17 protein-coding genes are annotated in these 19,360 nt (G+C 36.7%); 15 read left to right on the plus strand and 2 right to left on the minus strand.

Going from position 1 to position 19,360, the window contains the following annotated elements; all coding sequences use genetic code 11:
* Positions 1-493: 493 nt before the first annotated feature.
* Genes ACSVH7_RS03345 through ACSVH7_RS03355 form a run of 3 tightly spaced genes read left to right on the plus strand, consistent with a single transcriptional unit; the run spans position 494 to position 6,154 of the window.
* Positions 494-1,633, plus strand: coding sequence for an efflux RND transporter periplasmic adaptor subunit (locus ACSVH7_RS03345; protein ID WP_438065272.1), 1,140 nt, complete (start codon positions 494-496; stop codon positions 1,631-1,633).
* A gap of 2 nt (positions 1,634-1,635) precedes the next feature.
* Positions 1,636-4,794, plus strand: a complete 3,159-nt coding sequence (locus tag ACSVH7_RS03350) for an efflux RND transporter permease subunit (protein WP_438065273.1) — start codon at positions 1,636-1,638, stop codon at positions 4,792-4,794.
* Positions 4,784-6,154: an efflux transporter outer membrane subunit gene (locus ACSVH7_RS03355; RefSeq protein WP_438065274.1), complete on the plus strand. Its 1,371-nt coding sequence runs from the start codon at positions 4,784-4,786 to the stop codon at positions 6,152-6,154. Before ACSVH7_RS03350 ends, ACSVH7_RS03355 begins: the two co-directional genes overlap by 11 nt.
* Before the next feature lie 70 nt (positions 6,155-6,224).
* Here the strand turns inward: ACSVH7_RS03355 and ACSVH7_RS03360 are convergent, their stop codons facing one another.
* Together ACSVH7_RS03360 and metG are read right to left on the minus strand one after the other, a co-directional pair.
* Positions 6,225-6,635 carry a BrxA/BrxB family bacilliredoxin gene (locus ACSVH7_RS03360; protein WP_438065275.1) on the minus strand — a complete coding sequence of 137 codons (411 nt, stop codon included), beginning with the start codon at positions 6,633-6,635 and terminating at the stop codon, positions 6,225-6,227.
* 114 nt (positions 6,636-6,749) lie between these two features.
* A complete protein-coding gene (metG, locus tag ACSVH7_RS03365; protein WP_438065276.1) occupies positions 6,750-8,804 on the minus strand; it encodes a methionine--tRNA ligase in 2,055 nt (684 codons plus the stop codon).
* A 154-nt stretch (positions 8,805-8,958) separates the two neighbouring features.
* On the opposite strand from metG, the gene ACSVH7_RS03370 reads away from it, so the two are divergent.
* The 12 genes from ACSVH7_RS03370 (at position 8,959) to proC (ending at position 19,236) form a co-directional block, all read left to right on the plus strand.
* The gene (locus ACSVH7_RS03370; protein WP_024980642.1) at positions 8,959-9,186 is read left to right on the plus strand and encodes a CDGSH iron-sulfur domain-containing protein; all 228 of its coding nucleotides are present in this window, start codon (positions 8,959-8,961) and stop codon (positions 9,184-9,186) included.
* Between the two features lie 20 nt (positions 9,187-9,206).
* Entirely contained in the window at positions 9,207-9,377 is a 171-nt protein-coding gene (locus ACSVH7_RS03375; protein WP_438065277.1) for a hypothetical protein, read from the plus strand.
* A gap of 475 nt (positions 9,378-9,852) precedes the next feature.
* Positions 9,853-10,392 carry a DMP19 family protein gene (locus ACSVH7_RS03380; protein WP_438065278.1) on the plus strand — a complete coding sequence of 180 codons (540 nt, stop codon included), beginning with the start codon at positions 9,853-9,855 and terminating at the stop codon, positions 10,390-10,392.
* A gap of 221 nt (positions 10,393-10,613) precedes the next feature.
* Positions 10,614-11,744 (plus strand): mycothiol transferase, encoded by a 1,131-nt coding sequence (locus ACSVH7_RS03385; protein WP_438065279.1) that lies wholly within the window; start codon positions 10,614-10,616, stop codon positions 11,742-11,744.
* Between the two features lie 170 nt (positions 11,745-11,914).
* Complete coding sequence (gene serS / locus ACSVH7_RS03390; RefSeq protein ID WP_438065280.1) at positions 11,915-13,186, plus strand: serine--tRNA ligase; 1,272 nt, start codon at positions 11,915-11,917, stop codon at positions 13,184-13,186.
* 138 nt (positions 13,187-13,324) lie between these two features.
* A complete protein-coding gene (locus ACSVH7_RS03395; RefSeq protein WP_438065281.1) occupies positions 13,325-15,103 on the plus strand; it encodes a tetratricopeptide repeat protein in 1,779 nt (592 codons plus the stop codon).
* 76 nt (positions 15,104-15,179) lie between these two features.
* The gene (locus ACSVH7_RS03400; RefSeq protein WP_298299170.1) at positions 15,180-15,491 is read left to right on the plus strand and encodes a DUF4286 family protein; all 312 of its coding nucleotides are present in this window, start codon (positions 15,180-15,182) and stop codon (positions 15,489-15,491) included.
* A 94-nt stretch (positions 15,492-15,585) separates the two neighbouring features.
* Complete coding sequence (locus tag ACSVH7_RS03405; RefSeq protein ID WP_438065282.1) at positions 15,586-15,762, plus strand: hypothetical protein; 177 nt, start codon at positions 15,586-15,588, stop codon at positions 15,760-15,762.
* 1 nt (position 15,763) lies between these two features.
* Complete coding sequence (locus ACSVH7_RS03410) at positions 15,764-16,243, plus strand: nucleotidyl transferase AbiEii/AbiGii toxin family protein (RefSeq protein WP_438065283.1); 480 nt, start codon at positions 15,764-15,766, stop codon at positions 16,241-16,243.
* A 47-nt stretch (positions 16,244-16,290) separates the two neighbouring features.
* Complete coding sequence (gene rsmA / locus ACSVH7_RS03415) at positions 16,291-17,070, plus strand: 16S rRNA (adenine(1518)-N(6)/adenine(1519)-N(6))-dimethyltransferase RsmA (protein WP_438065284.1); 780 nt, start codon at positions 16,291-16,293, stop codon at positions 17,068-17,070.
* Complete coding sequence (gene mgtE / locus ACSVH7_RS03420) at positions 17,060-18,412, plus strand: magnesium transporter (protein WP_438065285.1); 1,353 nt, start codon at positions 17,060-17,062, stop codon at positions 18,410-18,412. The genes rsmA and mgtE overlap by 11 nt, the downstream gene beginning before the upstream one ends.
* A 47-nt stretch (positions 18,413-18,459) precedes the next feature.
* Complete coding sequence (gene proC / locus ACSVH7_RS03425; protein WP_438065286.1) at positions 18,460-19,236, plus strand: pyrroline-5-carboxylate reductase; 777 nt, start codon at positions 18,460-18,462, stop codon at positions 19,234-19,236.
* The last annotated feature ends 124 nt before the right edge of the window (positions 19,237-19,360 follow it).

Consider the following 19,360-nt stretch of genomic DNA (forward strand, 5'->3'; position numbering starts at 1 on the left):
TAATTGGAAGAATTCGGGTGCAAATGTAATGCTTTTTTATGGATAAAAGCGTCAAAAATTTCTTAGAGCTAATGATTTAGAGTGTTTAACGAAATTGTAACGATTAGTAGTTCATTGATTTAAGTTTGTCGCTAATGAGGTTTTTATTCATTTGTGACATAGAAATTAATACGATTTTTTTGAATTATTTAAAAATATAAATGTTATAAATAAATGATAAAAACAGTCACATTGAAAAGGCATATTTTTAAAAGAGGTAGCATCCAAATTTGGTAAGCCCTAGAAACATTTTCATTAATAACCTATATTCCGTCAGTTAATTAATTTTTTTTTGAATACTGAACGCAACAAGCTAGGGGTTTGTATTCATTCATAAATTATCTATAAATGATGCATAATTTTTTTCAAATTAACCTTTTAACTATCTTTAGTGTATATTTTTTAGTTAAATTTGAAGGAATTGTATTGGCTATCAACCTAAAAAAAATAGAAAATGGACTTAGTTAAGGCTTATAAAAAGAGTATCGCCCTGTTTTTTGTATTTGTTTTTCTTGTTTCTTGTAATAAAAAAGAAAGTCAGGCTCCACCTCCAATTCCAGCCCCTTTCATAACTGTAGTTGCAAAAGACGTTCCTATATACAAGGAATTTGCGGCTCAAACTTTTGGCGATTTGGATATCGTTTTAACGGCTAGAGTTGATGGTATTTTGACGGGTATTCACTTTACCGAAGGACAAAAGGTAAAAAAAGGACAATTACTCTATACTATAGATCCTTTAGAATATGAAACAAAAGTGGAACAAGTAAAAGGACAAGTAGCCACTTCGCAAAGTAATTTTGTAAATGCCGAGGAGGAATTGAAACGAATTCGTCCCTTGGTTGACATGAATGCGGTGAGTAAAAGAGAATATGATGCGGCAGTGGCCAAATCTAAAGCGGCTCGATCTAACCTAGAAAGTACTCAAGCGGCATTGCGCAATCAACAACTTGAAAGAAGTTATTGTAACATCATGTCTCCTATTGATGGGGTTATTGGTATCAGTAATGCTAGAGTCGGAGATTATATATCTAGAATGGGGAATTCCTCAAAATTAAATACCGTTTCTCGACTAGATAAAGTTAGGGTCAGATTCACGATCAGCGAAGCCGAATTTTTAGAATATCGTAAAAAGAAAAGTTTGAGTAAGAATAGTAATGAAAATGATATTGAGCTTTTGCTTTCAGACGGAAGTGTTCATCCTTACAAAGGAGTCCTGAATTTTTCGGATGCCAAAATTGATCCTACTACAGGAACTATGACCATTGAAACGACCTTCCCTAATCCAGAAAATAATTTGCGTTCTGGACAATTTTCCAAAGTAAGAGCCTTGATAGAAAACCAACGCAATGCTATCGCAATTCCTCAAAAAGCGGTGACCGAATTACAAGGAATTTATCAAGTTTTAGTCATTGATAATGAAAATAAAATTCAGGTTCGTATTGTGGAAGTAGGAACCAAAGTGGGGGAAGATTGGGTAATTACCAAAGGGATCAATGCAGGAGATAAAGTGGCTATTACAGGAAGTATGTTTATTCAACCAGGATCTGTAGTAACACCCGTACCTTATACATCTGAACAAAATAAAGGAAAATAATCATGGATAATTTTTTTGTAAGAAGGCCTATTGTCGCCATAGTTTTGTCCATTTTTATGGTGATTATTGGGGGACTATCAATTCTTGAGACCCCAATTGCACAATACCCTGAAATTGCGCCACCAGTAGTTCAAATTCAGACCAGTTATCGTGGGGCTAATGCATTAAACGTTGAGCAAGCGGTTGCTACCCCAATCGAGCAGAAAGTAAATGGAGTGGAGAACATGCTCTACATGCAATCAACTAACACAGGCGACGGAAGTATGTCTTTGTCGGTAACCTTTGATATGGGAACCGATTTGGATAATGCTACGATGTTGACCCAAAATCGTGTAGCTTCAGCTACCTCGACTTTGCCAGTTGACGTAAAAAACACGGGGGTTACGACCAAAAAGTCGCTCTCAATGCCATTGCTTTTATTCTCACTTTCTTCTCCAAACAATACCTATAGTTCCGATTTTTTAACGAATTATGCCAATATCAATATTGTAGATGCTTTATCTAGAATCAAAGGTGTTGGTGAGGTAGTGATTTTTGGAGGAAGTAATTATGCGATGCGTATTTGGGTCAAGCCCGATATTTTGGCCAAATACAAATTGACCATCCCGGATATTATGAGTGCGATTAAGGATCAAAACTCGATTGCTCCCGGAGGAAAATTTGGTGCGCCACCCGCAGAAGATGGAAACGAGTTTACCTACAACGTAACACTAAAAGATCGTTTGGTTGACATTAAAGATTTTGAAAATATTATACTAAAATCAAATATCGGGAACCAACAAGTTCGATTAAAAGACGTAGCGACCGTTGCTTTAGGAACAGAAAGTTATGCTTCAAAAGGCGCTTTAAATGGAAAACCTGCAGGAACCATAGGGATCAAACAAATGCCAGGATCTAATGCGCTTGAAGTAGCAGCAGAGGCGAAGAAAACCATGGAGGAATTGAGCAAAAAATTCCCTCAGGATCTTAAATACGATACCTCATTGGATACTACTTTGGCCATTACAGAGGGAATAAGTGAAATTATGCATACGCTTTTAGAAGCGATACTTTTGGTAATTATTGTAGTGTTTATCTTTTTACAAAACTGGAGAGCTACAATTATTCCTTTACTTACGGTACCGGTGTCTTTAATTGGGGTGTTTATGTTGTTTCCTTTGTTAGGGTTTTCTGTTAATGTGCTTTCTCTTTTAGGCTTGGTTTTGGCTATTGGAATTGTGGTTGATGATGCTATTGTGGTGGTGGAGGCCGTGATGCATCACATAGAACACGGCTTGTCACCACGGGAAGCTACCAATAAAGCAATGAAAGAAGTTTCAGGACCTGTAATAGCAATTGCGGTAGTACTTACAGCTGTTTTTATTCCTGTAGCGATGACACCAGGAATTACCGGTCGATTGTATCAACAATTTGCCATAACAATTGCAATATCCGTGATATTTTCTGCTATAAGCGCCCTTACTTTGAGTCCTGCACTGTGCTCTCTTCTCTTAAAACCAAATCAAGAAGCTAAAGGTTGGTTAGGAAAATTTTTCAGGGCATTCAATCAGAAATTCGAATCATTTACCAATAAATATACTGGATTTACCGCTTTTTTAATCAAAAAAACGGTTCGTAGTTTTATTTTTATTGGAATAATTATTGGAGCCATAGTGTTATTAGGAAGCAAAATCCCGGGTGGTTTTGTACCCGAGGAAGATCAGGGTTATTTGTTTGTTAACGTGGAATTGCCGGGAGCGTCATCCTTGCATAGAACCGAAGCGGTTTGTAAAAAAATAGAAGGTATTTTAGGATCAATAGAAGGTATTGAATATTATACTACCGTATCGGGATATAGTTTGTTGAAGAACTCAATGGCTACCAATAATGGATTCTTTTTCATTTCCTTAAAAGAGTGGAAAAAAAGAGAGAAGGATGTATTTGAAATCATTCAAGAAATAAATGGTAAGTTGGTTTATGCCATACCAGAAGCGACTGCTTTTGCTTTTGGACCACCTCCAATTAGTGGTATTGGAAATGCTGCGGGTTTTTCTATGATGCTACAAGATAGGGCTGGTAAAACGCCACAATATCTATTTGAAAATGCCCAGCGATTTATGGCCGAAGCTAGAAAGCGTCCAGAAATTGGAAGTGTAAGAACGACTTTCAATCCTTATGTGCCACAAATTAGTTTGGACATCGATCGTGAAAAAGTAACCGAGTTGAATTTGTCGCTTTCGGACGTGAATTTAGCCATTGGTGCGAGTTTAGGGGGGCAATACGTTAACGAGTTCAATAGATTCGGACGACAATATATTGTTTTAATCCAAGCCGCTCCAAGTTTTACCTTAAATCCAGAGGATATCAATAAAATTTTTGTTAGAAATAAAGATAATGTCATGATTCCGATTTCAAGTATTGCTACAATTAAAAAAGAGAGTGGGCCAGAATTTACCACTCGATTTAATTTGTATCGTTCGGCAGAAATTGGAGGAACGCCTGCTCCAGGATACACCTCATCTGAGGCTAGAGTAGCTCTTGAAGAAACGGCTTTAAAAGTGTTGCCTACTGATATGGGCTATCAATGGTCAGCGATGAGTTATCAAGAAAAACAAGCCGAAGGGAAAGGAGCAACCGTTTTTATCATGGCCATCTTATTTGTTTTCTTGATTCTAGCTGCTCAATATGAAAGTTGGAAACTTCCGTTTAGCGTACTTTTAGGAACACCATTTGCTGTTTTTGGGGCTTTTTTGGGATTGTATCTCTGTAAATTATTTAGTCCAGATTATGTAAATAATGTTTTCGCGCAAATCGGATTGGTAATGCTTATTGGTCTAGCGGCCAAAAATGCCATTCTTATTGTAGAGTTCGCCAAAGCAGAATATGAAAAAGGAGTACCTTTAGTGGAAGCTGCTTTGACAGCTGCAAAATTGCGTTTTAGACCTATTTTGATGACGGCGTTTGCCTTTATTTTGGGTGTGGTTCCATTGCTAACCGCTTCTGGAGCTGGTGCTCAGGCGAGAAAAGTAATGGGTATGACCGTGTTTAGCGGAATGCTAGTAGCTACTATTATGGGAGTATGTTTTATTCCAGTCTTATTCGTTTTCGTAGAAAGAGTTGGTAAAAAGAAACATCAAGAAAACAGTGTCGAATCTACTAAATCTATTAGCCATGAGGAATAAATTAAAATTTGGAGCCTTACTTGTGGTATTGGCCTTTTTGCCTACTAGTTGTTTGGTGGGTCCGAAATATAAAGCTCCTGAATTCCAAGAAAATACAGCAAGTAAATATCAATATGCTAAAAATGCGGATACTACCAAAACGATTTTAAACGTAAAATGGTTTGATATTTTTAATGATGAACTATTAAAAGGATTAATAAATAAAGGAATCGAAAATAATTTCGACCTAAAAATTGCAGTCTCTAGACTTGAACAAGCCAAAGCTAATTTAGGTTTTACCAAGGCCAATGTTTTTCCGTCCTTTCAATACAGTGCCGCTGCTAATTCGGCTCAAAATTTTATTCAAAATTCATCATTAATTGGAAATATGTCTTGGGAAATTGATTTTTGGGGAAAATTACGTCATGAAAATAGAGCGGTTCAAAATGAATTATTAGCTACTGAAGAAGCAAGAAAAACGGTAATGGCAGGTATTGTGAGCGACATCGCCACGGCTTATTTTCAATTACGAGACTTGGATAATCAGTTAGAAATTACCAAGCAAACTTTAAAAACACGCCAGGATTCGTACCTAATTATTTCCGATCGATTCAAAAGTGGTTACACATCTGAGTTAGATAAAGTGCAAATCGAACAACAAGTGGCTATTGCTGAAGCTGCTTTGCCTAATATCAAAAGACAAATCACAGTGTTAGAAAACACCATCTCCATTTTAATTGGTCAAATACCAGGTCCGATTGAGCGTGGTAAAATGAATAAAGATCAATTGATGGTGACCGATTTGCCTACCGCCATTCCATCGACATTGTTGCAAAATCGTCCCGATGTGAAAAGAGCCGAATTGCAATATATTGCGGCCCATGAAAGAATTGGAGTAGCACAAGCCATGCGTTTTCCATCGTTTAACATTGCTGCCATTGCTGGATTTGCCACCCCAAAAATTGGTGACTTGTTTAATGATGGATCTTATAGAGATAATGCTTCTGTTGGGATAACGGGACCTATTTTTCAATTTGGAAAAAATAGAAGACGTGTCGAAATCAATAGACAATTGGCGGAACAATCTAAAGTTAGTTATGAAAAAACCTATCTAGTCGCTATTGCTGAAGTAGAAAATGCGATTCAAAATGCTACTACTTTAAAAGAGGAATACGAAGCAAGAAGTCGTCAGGTGGCTGCTGCTAAAAAGAATTACGAATTATCTTATGCTCGTTATTATAATGGCTATGTTTCGTATTTAGAAGTATTGGATGTGCAACGTTCGTTATTTGATGCCGAAATTAGTTTGTCTCAATTATCACAGCGTCAATTATCAGCTATGGTACAGTTGTATAAAGCATTGGGCGGTGGTTGGAATTAAAACCGGTTACCTACCTAAACAAAAAACATCCGCATTTGCGGATGTTTTTTTGTTTTAATATTGATGCTATTTAGCACACTTCGTTAAAAGCGTCTTTCAAGTTGTCTGCAATCATCTCTGCAGGACGCCCTTCAATATGATGACGTTCTAGCATATGTACTAATTCTCCGTTTTTGAACAAAGCAATAGAAGGAGATGAAGGAGGGAAGGGAAACATGTGTTGTCTTGCAGCGTCAACGGCTTCTTTATCCACACCAGCAAAAACAGTAAGTAACTGATCTGGTTTTTTTGCTCCATCGATGCTCATAACAGCTCCTGGACGGGCGTTTCTTGCTGCACAACCACAAACCGAATTTACTACAACAAGTGTAGTTCCTTCGCTTTTAATGGCTTGGTTTACTTCTTCAGCAGTATGTAAATCTTTAAAGCCAGCTGATGTCAACTCAGCTTGCATCGGTAATACCATATCTTGTGGATACATATCTTAATATTTTTAGTTAATTTTTGAATGCAAAGTTACAAAGTTTGCAAAAGAGTTATGGGAACAAATTATAAAGTTTTGTTATAGTTTGATTGAGAGGTGTTTATGTGTTATCTAATTTATCGATTCTCCATTTGCAACTCCCTCCGCATCTGGATTCACAAAAGCGAGTTTGCCTTCTGCATTGGTAGTCATCAAAATCATACCTTGGCTTTCAACGCCACGTAAATTTCTTGGTGCTAAGTTCACTAAAATAGTTACTCGTTTTCCAATAATATCTTCAGGTTTAAAACTCTCTGCAATTCCTGAAACGATGGTGCGAACGTCAATTCCAGTATCTACTTTTAGAATCAATAGTTTATTCGCTTTTGGCATTTTTTCGGCTTCCAAAATAGTTCCTACTCGAATATCCATTTTCGCAAAATCTTCAAACTGAATCAACTCTTTCTGTGGTTCTGCTTTTTTATTTTCAGCACTATTAGCCGTTTTTGTAGCTTCTAGTTTGTCGATTTGTTTTTGAATCGCTTCGTCTTCAATTTTAGAGAAAAGCAATTCTGCTTCTCGAATTTGGTGACCTGCAGGTAGTAAATTCCAATTGTCAAAATCTAAATTCCAATTATTGACATCGATATTTAGCATACGTAACAATTTTTGTGACGTAAACGGTAAGAATGGCTCGCAAAGCGAACTTAAAGCAGCCGCAATTTGCAAGGCTACATACATTTGGGTTTTGGTACGTTCTGGATCGGTTTTGACCATTTTCCAAGGTTCTTCGTCTGCCAAATATTTATTTCCTAATCGGGCTACATTCATCATTTCGCCTAAAGCTTCTCTAAATCGGTATCTTTCGATAGAGCTTGAAATCACCGCTGGATAAGCTTTCAATTCCTCTAAAGTTTGCTCGTCTATTTCGGATAATTCATTTGGAGTTGGAACAATTCCGTTGTAATATTTATTCGTCAACACTACCACACGATTGATGAAATTTCCAAAAATAGCCACCAATTCGTTGTTGTTTCTAGCTTGAAAATCTTTCCAAGTAAAATCGTTGTCTTTGGTTTCTGGAGCATTCGAAGTCAAGGCATAGCGCAACACATCCTGCTGATTTGGGAATTCTTCTAAATATTCGTGCAACCAAACGGCCCAGTTTTTCGAAGTCGATAATTTATTTCCTTCTAAATTCAAGAATTCGTTTGCTGGAACATTATCAGGCAAGATAAAACTGCCTTCCGCTTTTAACATTGCTGGGAAAATCACACAGTGAAAAACGATATTGTCTTTTCCGATAAAATGTACTAATTTGGTATCTTGATCTTTCCAGTACGGTTCCCAATCTTTACCTTCTCTGGCGGCCCATTCTTTGGTAGAAGAAATGTAACCAATTGGGGCATCAAACCAAACGTATAATTTTTTTCCTTCGGCACCTTCAACAGGAACATCAATTCCCCAATCTAAGTCACGAGTAACGGCACGAGGCTCTAATCCGCCGTCAATCCAAGACTTTACTTGACCGTACACGTTAGGTTTCCAATCATTTTTATGACCTTCCAAAATCCATTCTCTCAAAAACGCATCATAACGATCTAGAGGCAAGAACCAGTGTTTGGTCGATTTCAAAATAGGAGTTTCTCCCGTAATGGTCGACTTCGGATTGATTAAGTCGGTAGCATTTAATGTAGAACCACATTTTTCGCATTGATCTCCGTAGGCTTCCTCGTTACCACATTTTGGGCAAGTACCTACTACAAAACGATCGGCCAAAAACTGATTGGCTTTGGCATCGTATAATTGTTCGGTAATTTCTTCGATAAAATCACCTTTGTCGTATAATTTTTTGAAGAATTCAGAAGCCGTTTTGTGATGAATTTCAGCCGAAGTTCTAGAATAATTGTCAAATGAAATTCCGAAATCAGCAAATGATTTTCTAATGATTCCATCGTATTTATCGATTACTTCTTGAGGCGTAATGCCTTCTTTTTTGGCTTTCATCGAGATAGCCACTCCATGTTCATCACTTCCACAAACAAACACCACATCCCTTCCTTGCAAACGCAAATAACGTGAATAAATGTCCGAAGGCACGTAAACTCCCGCCAAATGCCCAATATGAATGGGTCCGTTGGTATAAGGTAATGCTGCTGTAATGGTATATCTTTTTGGATTCTGCATCTTTATTCTGTTTTATTGCCTGCAAAAATAAGATTTTTTATGATAGCACGTAGGGACAAGTCGCGACTTGTCCGTACTTCTGTAAAAAAGAAGATTTGAAAACCGAAATATCAATTTAAATTTTATGACCTTTGAAGTCAAAACAAAACAAATTATGAGCAAGACAAAACTAACGATCAATAAAAACGGATCTATAAAAATTGAAGGGGATTTTGAAATAGTAGATCAAGACGGAAATGTTTATGGACTTGAAGGAAGAACAGCTTTGGGCTTGTGCCGATGTGGTTTATCCTCGAATAAACCTTTTTGTGATGGTTCCCACCGTAATACTTTTGAAGGCGAATCGAAGGCATTTGATTTACCTCCAATGAAGAAAAATTAGATTCAATAAATACTAAGGTTATGGCTAAAGGACCTGAAAAAAACACCAAAAACAAGGCGTTGCATACCAAATTGCTCAATCGGAAGAAGGCAAAAGAGCGAGAAGAGAAAGAGTTACGAGCCAAGAGAATGAAAGCTTTGGTGGCCAAAATGAATGCGCAAAAGCATACGGACGAATCTAATGATTTATAGATTCGTTCTTTTGTTTTAAGGCTGAAGCTATTCATTACCGGATGTTGCGTTAGGGATTGCAGAGGAAATCCTTTTTGAGGCTTTTTCTGCCTCAAAAAGATTGTAACGTAAAGCCCGACCCTTGTGGTAACGCCCAAGTATTGAAATTTTTAAAAATCGTTCTATTTCAAGCACGGGTTAGGAAGTCTGTAGGTACTATAATTTTTAATACGAATTTCACAAATGAGCGCTAATTTTTGAATTCTTGCTAAACAAAAACACACTAATTTTCGTTCATCAATTTTTTTTTGATTTGTTATACTTATAATCGAACATTACGTGCAATTATTTCGGCCTCCAAATCTGTGGAATCTGAGAAATATGTGTCTGATTATTTTTTTTAAACTCATGCGTTTGCCCTGATGGGTGGAAAAACATTTCCATGCTCCATTAATTTACCCGAAATTTGCCTGAAATCTTCAAAAACAAAAGTCTTATGGAATTCGGCAGAATACTAGTTTCGGAAACCGCTTTTACTAGCGAAAATCTTCAGGATGTCATTCATTCAAATATATCAGTAATCAATTTATTGAGAGAAGAAGGCGTAGAAGAGGAATTGATTCATGAAGATGCTTTGACTAGCTATTATTTGGATTACTATTACACGCAATATTTGTCAGGAAATTTTTCAAAATTCGTGCATCATTCGGGTTGGAATGCCGAGTTGAATGAGTTAATAGAAGAAGGATTGACGTTGATTGGTGGCCAAAAACACTTGGAATTATTTCAGCAACAAGCCAAAAAGGTAAAACTGATGAGTAACGTGAAACTCAATAAATTTCTGAAAGGAAAATTAGAAGGTATAAATCCTGTACGAGACGCAATCAATAGTGATGTTTTTTTTGAGATTGAGGAAAATTTAGTGACTTTGAACGCCAATTTTTTAAAAAGCCATCCGGACTTTGAAGTGCTTTCAGTAGACCAAATGTTTGCTGTTTTAGAAGAATTTGTTGGGCATGAAATTAAAAAGTCATAAGCACAACGACACGAATTTCATTGGCGTAAAAAATAAAAATTATCCAGATTTTGAAAATAATAAAACATGAAACATTAAATGTATTATAGTTTTAAGGGATTTTTTTTTGAAAAAAGCAACTATCTTATTGTTTTTCAGTAAATTAACGTAATCGATAATGTTTTTTTTATAATTTCGTAGACAGTAAAATTAGTTGATGTATAATTCGAAATTATGATCTAATGAAAAACTTAATAATCTCATTCTTTTTCCTTGTCGTGGTAACTATTCAAGCGCAGAGTCAAGGAGTTATCTCTAATGATTGGGTGGCATTCCGTCAAACCATTGATATTCAGACCAAAGTAAAAAAGAAATTCAAAGTGGTAGCTTCTGTCAAAGTTGAATCAAATGAACCGAAAGCTTGGGCTGGACTTTGGTCAAGAGTTGATAACAAAGACGATGAAATGGGTTTCTTTGATAATATGTGGGACAGACCCATTAAATCGAACACTTGGCAATCTTACACTATTGAAGGAACCATTGATGAGAACTCAAAAGCGTTAAATTTTGGCGGCTCGTGTTCTTACAACGGTAAATTCTATTTTGACAAATTCGAACTTTTCATAGAAAATGCCAAAGGCGTATTAGAACCCTACAGTATTATGAATGCTAGTTTTGAAATGCCCCTCAAAAATGGAGAAATTCAAAAATGGGAATTTGGAACTCGAAAAGGCAAGATTACAAAAGTCAAAGAATATAGCGCAAAACTAGATAAAAGCGCTGTTGCTGGGAATACTAGTTTACTTCTTGAAGGTACAGGAATTGTCGTTAAAGAAACTGGTAAAATTGGAAATGTTGAAGGAGCATCACCTCAAATTGGCGCGATGATTTCGATGCTAGAGGATTTGAAGGACAGAGTCGAACGCACTGTAAAAAATATGAGTATATACGAAATTGATTATTTACACGATGAAAAAGCCAATAGAATCGGTTCGCTAATTATGCATTTGGCCGCTGCCGAAAAATATTATCAAGTCCTTACTTTCGAAAATAGAGAATTTACCCCCGAAGAAAAAGCAAAATGGGGCACCGCTTTAGACCTAGATAAAGGAGGACGAGAGGAATGGAAAGGGCATGATGTGCAATATTATTTAGATATATATACACAAGTAAGAAATAAAACTATCGAAGAATTGAAGAAAAGAGATGATGCGTGGTTTAACCAACTTGTGATGAAAGAAGAAATTTCGAATCATTACTGCTGGTTTCATGTAATGGAGCATCAATCCAGTCATTTGGGACAAATCTTGTTTCTGAAAAAACGAATTCCACCTCAAAAAGAAGTCATTTTAGAACAGAAGATTAAAAATTAAATCCCTGTCAATTCTTTAAAAAAAACCTTCTTTGGATATCATTCAAAGAAGGTTTTTTTATGAATCCAAACCTAAAAACCTTTTCCTAAAACTTTGTCTAGTACTTATCAAACATTTCCTTAAATTTGTGGGCGCAAATAGCCATAAATACAAGAGTTAAAAACAAAACTATGTTACAAATCGCATTTATTAGAGAGAATCAAGAAAAAGTAATCAACGCTTTAGCCAAAAGAAACATTGATGCTAACAGTATTGTAAACGAAGTGGTACAACTAGACGAACAACGTCGAGCTACTCAAGTGGCTTTAGACAACACTTTATCTGAATCTAATAAATTGTCCAAAGACATTGGTGATTTGATGAAAAGTGGCGAGAAAGCAAAAGCCGCTATTCTTAAAGAAAAAACAGTTTCTTTAAAAGAAAAAAGCAAGGAATTGGCAGAAAAAGCAGACGCTTTAGCCGAAGAACTGACTCAAAAATTATATACCTTACCTAACCTTCCAGCGGATAGTGTTCCGAACGGAAAATCTGCAGACGACAACCTGAATGTTTTTCAAGAAGGCGACATTCCTACGTTGCACGAAGACGCTTTGCCGCATTGGGAATTGGTAAAAAAATACGACATCATCGATTTTGAATTGGGTGTGAAAATCACCGGTGCAGGATTCCCTGTTTATAAAGGAAAAGGAGCTCGCTTACAACGTGCTTTAATCAACTATTTTTTAGATAAAAACACAGCTGCTGGCTACAAAGAAATGCAAGTGCCACATTTGGTAAACGAAGCTTCAGGCTACGGAACGGGTCAATTGCCAGACAAAGAAGGACAAATGTATCACTCAACTATTGATGATTTGTATTTGATTCCAACGGCTGAGGTTCCTGTAACCAATTTATTTAGAGATGTTATCGTAAGTGAAAACGAATTGCCAATATTATGTACCGCTTACACCCCTTGTTTCCGTCGTGAAGCAGGATCTTATGGGGCACATGTACGTGGATTAAACCGTTTGCACCAATTTGATAAAGTAGAAATTGTTCGTATCGAGCATCCAGAAAAATCATACGAAGCTTTGGATGGTATGGTAGAACATGTAAAAGATATTTTGCAGGAACTAAAATTACCATACCGAATTTTGCGTTTGTGCGGAGGAGATATGGGATTCACTTCGGCATTGACCTATGATTTTGAAGTGTTTTCTACTGCGCAAGACCGTTGGTTAGAAATTTCATCTGTGTCTAATTTTGAAACCTTTCAAGCTAACCGTTTGAAATTACGTTTCAAAGACAAAGACGGAAAAAATCAATTGGCGCATACCTTGAACGGAAGTTCTTTGGCTTTGCCAAGAGTTTTGGCCGGAATTTTAGAAAACTACCAAACTCCAGACGGAATCGTAATCCCAGAAGTTTTACGTCCGTATTGTGGTTTTGATATCATTGACTAGAAATAGTTCTTATTTTTACCTCAGATTCGCAAATTATTTTATTGCTCAATAAAATAATTTGCGACTTGAAAAGGCGAAGCAATTTGTGGTTATATGGTTTATCTTGGAGAAAATAATGTTTAGTGAAAAAATCGAACAATGAAAAAACTTTTTCTACATATCGCGCTGTTTTTTTCATGGATTTGTTTTTCGCAAAACGAACAATTGGCTCAATATTTTTATGAAAAAGGAGATTTTGAAAAAGCCAAATTAGGGTACGAAGAATTACTCAAAAGTATCCCGCAAAACTCCCAATACTTTCTCAGAACAATCGATTGCTACCAGCAATTACGACAATATGATTTGGCCGAAAAAACTATAGAAACTCGTTATTCCAAATACAAACAAGCTTTTTTGTTAGTCGAAATGGGCTACAATTGGCAGTTGCAAAAAAACGAAGCCAAAGCCAAAAGTTATTACGAACAAGCGCTCGAAAGTATACGTAAAAATCCCAACGAAGTGTATGGCGTAGCCAATGCCTTTGAGAAAAAAGTAATTTTGGAATACGCCGTAAAAGCCTATCAAATTGCGGCCGAATTGGAACCTACCTTTAATTTTAATTATCAAATGGCCTTGCTTTATGGGCAATTGGGCAAAACCGATTTGATGATTACTATGTTTCTGGACGAGGCGTTCATCAACCCTCAAAACTCCAATTTGGTTCAGCACCAATTGTCTCGTTATATGTCGGATGAGAGTGACACCTCATTTTCTGATTCTTTAAAAAAAGCATTGATTTTGCGTACTCAAAAAGACCAAGACATTTTCTGGAATCAGTATTTGAGTTGGTTTTACGTACAACAGAAAGAATTTGGCAAAGCCTTTATTCAAGAAAAAGCCATTTATAAACGCAATCCAGAATCCTTAGCAGAAATTGTAAGCTTGGGACAAATGGCCATTGAGGAAGACCAAACCGAAGCGGCAACCGAAATTTTAGGCTTTGTTTTAGAAAACACTAAGGATTTGGAAACGTTGATACAAGCCAATACGTACTTAATCGAAATGAAATTGGCCAAAGCAAAACCTGCTGATTTTGCTGCTATTGATACGCAACTTAAAGCGCTATTACAGCAATTTGAAATCAATCCGTTTACACTGAAATTGCAATTAATTCAAGCACGTTTTACGGCTTTTAGTTTAAAAAAACCAGAAGAAGCAAAAGCAATTATTTATAAAGCACTGACGCTACCGTTAAACGATTACCAAATTGCCGACACCAAAATGGAGTTGGCCGATATTTTTTTATTTGAAGGAAAATACAACCAAGCTTTGCTGTATTATTCACAAATTGAATTGGATTTGAAGAACGATGTAATGGCACATGAAGCCAGTTTAAAAGCAGCAAAAACAAGTTATTTTAAAACCGATTTTGACTGGGCGTTGAAGCAATTTAAAGAATTAAAATCTGCCAATACGCAATTGATTGCCAATGATGCTTTGGAATATTTTTTATTGATTAATGACAATACCGTTGCTGATTCTACCCAAACGGCTTTAAAGCAATTTGCCAAAGGCGACTACTTGATGTATCAAAAACGCAACGAGGAAGCTATTGCTCATTTCCAAAAGATATTACAACAATTTAAAGGGCAAGAGATAGAAGCAGTGACTCTTTTACGATTAGGTAAATTATATGAGACGACTGGTAATTATATTCAGGCTTTACAGCAATATCAGGCTATAATTGCACAACATAGTGATGGTATTTACATCGATGAAGCCTTGTTTTTTGCAGCGGAACTCTACGTGAAATACCTGAACGACCCCGAAAAAGCAAAGCCACTTTATGAAAAAATGATTTTTAACCATCAAGACAGTATTTACTTCGTTGAGGCAAGGAAAAAATTCAGACAATTAAGAGGCGATAAGAATTTGTAAAAGAGTTTAATCGTTGATTCGGTTAACCGATTAAACAAATCAACGATTAAACAATTAACCTATCAAATAACAAAAGATGATTATATACAACGTTACCATCAATATTCACGAAAGTGTACACGACAAATGGATGATTTGGATGCAGCACAAGCACATTCCAGAAATATTAGCAACAGGCAAATTTTCAAATGCAAGAATGGTTCGCGTTTTGGTCGAAGAAGAAATGGGAGGACTTACTTATTCAGTGCAATACACCACAGATAGCAGAGAAACATTGCAAAAATATTATCAAGAAGATGCGCCCGCTTTGCGTGAAGAAGGACTTAAATTATTCGGCGATAAAATGCTAGCTTTCAGAACCGAATTAGAAGTGATTTCGGAGCATTAAATCAAAATCAACCTATTTGTGATTTGAATCCGATAGCGAAAAATGATAGCTTTAAGTTTTAATTAGGCTAATTACTCAAAAAAAATCAGTAGTCATGGAACTTTTTTTTCAAACCAAAGAAGAAAGCAATAAAAAACAAATAGATGATTTTTTGAAATTATCTAAAAGTGAACGCTTTTATAGCTTTTTGCGTTTAATGGAGAAATTGCAAGGATTTCCCATTAAAAATAAAGTAGAGAAAAGCACTAATTTTATTTTAAAAAAAACGTAGCATGCCTCATAAATGGGAAGAAAATATTAATCAGTTTATTGCAATTGCGAATAAACACAAAGTGCGTATGCTCATGGTTGGGGGTGGAGCTGTAAACTTTCATGGGTACCAGCGCCATTCATCTGACGTAGATTTTTGGATTGAAACCACAGCGCTTAATTTCAAAAAGTTAGTCGCTGTTTTCAATGAAATGGGATATGAAATTGAAGATTTTCCCGAAAATGTCAAAAATGAAGAACAAAATATATCAATTAAATTTTCTCCTCTGGATTTAGATTTAGAACTAATTACCAAATTTTCTGTAAATAAGACTTTTGACGAAGCTTTTGAAAGTAGTGAAGAAGTGACGGTTAATAATAACTCGTTTTTAAAATGGAATGTACTCTCTCTCGAAGATTTGATAACAAGTAAAATAAAAGCAAATAGACCTAAGGATTTATTAGATATTCAGCAACTGCTAGAAATAAACAAAAAACAATAACCGATTTGAAATACTTCAATATCAAATTCTAAACACTATAAAGTTTCATGGAAAAAGTAAAAGCCAAAAAACATCTCGGACAACACTTTCTAAAAGATGAAAGCATTGCCAAAGCTATTGCCGACACCTTGGGTTTAGAAGGTTACAACGATGTCTTAGAAATTGGACCAGGAATGGGTGTATTGACTAAGTATTTGCTAGAAAAACCTATCGACACCTATGTTATAGAAATCGATACGGAATCTGTGGCTTATTTGGATGCCAATTATCCAAAATTAAAGGATAAAATCATATCCGAAGATTTTCTAAAATACAATATCAATAGTGTTTTCGAAGGGAAACAATTTGCCATCATTGGTAATTTCCCTTATAATATTTCAACGCAAATTGTATTCAGAACCTTGGAGTTTAGGGACCAAATTCCGGAGTTTTCGGGTATGTTTCAAAAAGAAGTTGCCGAACGTATTTGCGAGAAAAAAGGAAGTAAAACTTATGGTATACTTTCGGTTTTGGCACAAGCATTCTACGATACCGAATATTTGTTTACGGTTGATGAACACGTATTCAATCCGCCGCCAAAAGTAAAATCGGGTGTGATGCGTATGCGTCGCAAAGAAAATTACACCTTGCCTTGTAGCGAAAAACTCTTGTTTACCGTGGTAAAAACTGCCTTTCAGCAGCGTAGAAAAACCTTGCGAAACAGTTTAAAAACCTTAAATTTGTCCGATTCTCTAAGAGAAGACCCAGTATTTGATATTCGTCCAGAGCAATTAAGTGTTGAAGAATTTATTGCCTTGACCCAAAAAATAGAAGCCGATGGAGTTTAAAATCAGCAAAGAACTCATTCAAGAGTTAGAGCAACTCATTCAAAGCAAGAACGATGTTAAATTGGAATTGTTATTGAATGACATGCACCATGCTGATATTGCCGAAATTCTAGACGAACTAGAATTTGATGAAGCTACCTATATTTTTAAAGTTTTAGATAGCGAAAAAACAGCCGAAATCCTTCTAGAACTAGAAGACGATTTGAGAGAAAACATCTTGAGCCGTCTTTCCCCAAAAGAAATCGCTGAAGAGCTTGATGAATTAGAAACCAATGATGCGGCCGACATTATTGCCGAATTATCTCAAGACATCAAAGCCGAAGTAATCTCAGAATTGCAAGACGTTGAGCACGCCAAAGATATTGTCGAATTATTGCGCTACGACGAAGATACCGCAGGAGGAATCATGCACAAAGAGTTAGTGAAAGTCAATGAAAATTGGAACGTACTCACTTGTGTCAAAGAAATGCGAATTCAAGCCGAAAATATTTCTCGTGTGCATTCAATTTATGTAGTAGATGACGAAGACCGATTAAAAGGGCGTTTGTCGTTAAAAGACTTATTAACCACTTCCACACGAACGGCAATTAGCGATGTTTATATCCGAAAATTAAACTCTGTCAACGTAGATACCGAAGATGTTGAGGTAGCACGTATTATGCAAAAATATGACTTAGAAGCCATTCCTGTAGTCGACGAATTAGGGCGTTTAGTGGGCAGAATCACCATCGATGATATCGTTGACGTAATCAAGGACGAGGCCGACAAAGATTACCAATTGGCCGCCGGTATCTCCCAAGATGTAGAAGCGGATGATAGTATCATGGATTTGACCAAAGCACGATTACCTTGGTTAGTTTTGGCACTTTTGGGAGGATTCATCACCGTTCGTGTCCTCGGTTTGTTTGAAGGTGCCATGGCTGAACACGGCAAATTATTCTTTTTCACTCCCTTAATTGCAGCTATGGCAGGAAATGTAGGAGTACAATCCTCGGCAATTATCGTTCAAGGTTTGGCAAATAATACGTTGAGTGGCTCCCTTTTTAATCGTTTGCTCAAAGAAATTTCTTTAAGCCTTTTAAACGGATTAATCTTAGCCAGTATCTTGTTTTTGGGAAGCCATTTTCTGCTGAATGTAGAGGTAATTATTGGCGTAATTGTAACAATTGCTTTGATATCGGTAATTATCATAGCCTCACTTATTGGTACTTTTATTCCATTATTATTGGATAAATTTGGTATTGACCCTGCCTTAGCCACCGGTCCATTCATCACCACTAGCAATGATATTTGCGGTATTTTAATCTATTTTTCTATTGCCAAATTAGTGCTAGGATTTTAACTTACTACACACTATTAACCCCTATTAACCAACCCAAAAAACCAACCATGAAAGTACACATTATTGGAGGCGGAAACCTTGGAGTTTCTATTGCCTTAGGTTTAGCCAAGTTTTCACAAGGACATCAAATCACCATCACACGACGCAACACGGCTAGCATTTTATATTTACAAGATCTCGGAATTACAGTCGCTACAGACAATACCTTAGCTATTCAGGAGGCCGATTTGATTATCTTGACCATCAAACCTTATCAAGTCGATACGGTACTAACCGAAATCCTTCCAGTAATTACGAACAAAACCATTGCCTCTGCCGTAAGTGGTTTATCCATCGAAAATTTACAAAATAAAATAGGCACTTCACATAGCGCCATCCGAATCATGCCCAATATCGCGGCTCAATTCGGAGCTTCAGCTACTTGTCTTGCTTTTAACGAAAAAAACAAAGAAGCGGCTCAACCCGTAGTACAATTATTTCAAGACTTAGGAACAGCCCCAGTAATAGACGAAAAGCTCATGGATGCCGCCACCGTTTTGGCCGCCAGCGGAACGGCTTTTGCCCTACGTTACATCCGAGCGTCTATGCAGGCGGGCATCGAAATTGGATTCGATTGGCAAACAGCTTTAGCCATTTCAGCACAAACCGTAAAAGGTGCCGCCGAAATGCTCCTTGAAGAAAAAAGCCATCCGGAACAATTAATCGATCGTGTCACTACCCCACAAGGCTGTACCATCGCAGGACTCAACGAAATGGAAATGCACGGTTTCAGTTCGTCCTTAATTCGAGGCATCAAAACGTCCTTAAAACAAATCAAAGGATAAATTATCTGGGCGTGCCACCCTAAAGCAAAGGGGCCCACTCATGCTTGTCGTGAGTCGGCCCCTTTCCTTTAGGCTGTCGGGCTATCCGCGCTACTTCGGTAGCTAGCTCCTATCCCTCACGCGA

Origin of the sequence: Flavobacterium sp. TSSA_36 (assembly GCF_051547165.1) — a bacterium.
Taxonomy (GTDB): Bacteria; Bacteroidota; Bacteroidia; order Flavobacteriales; family Flavobacteriaceae; genus Flavobacterium.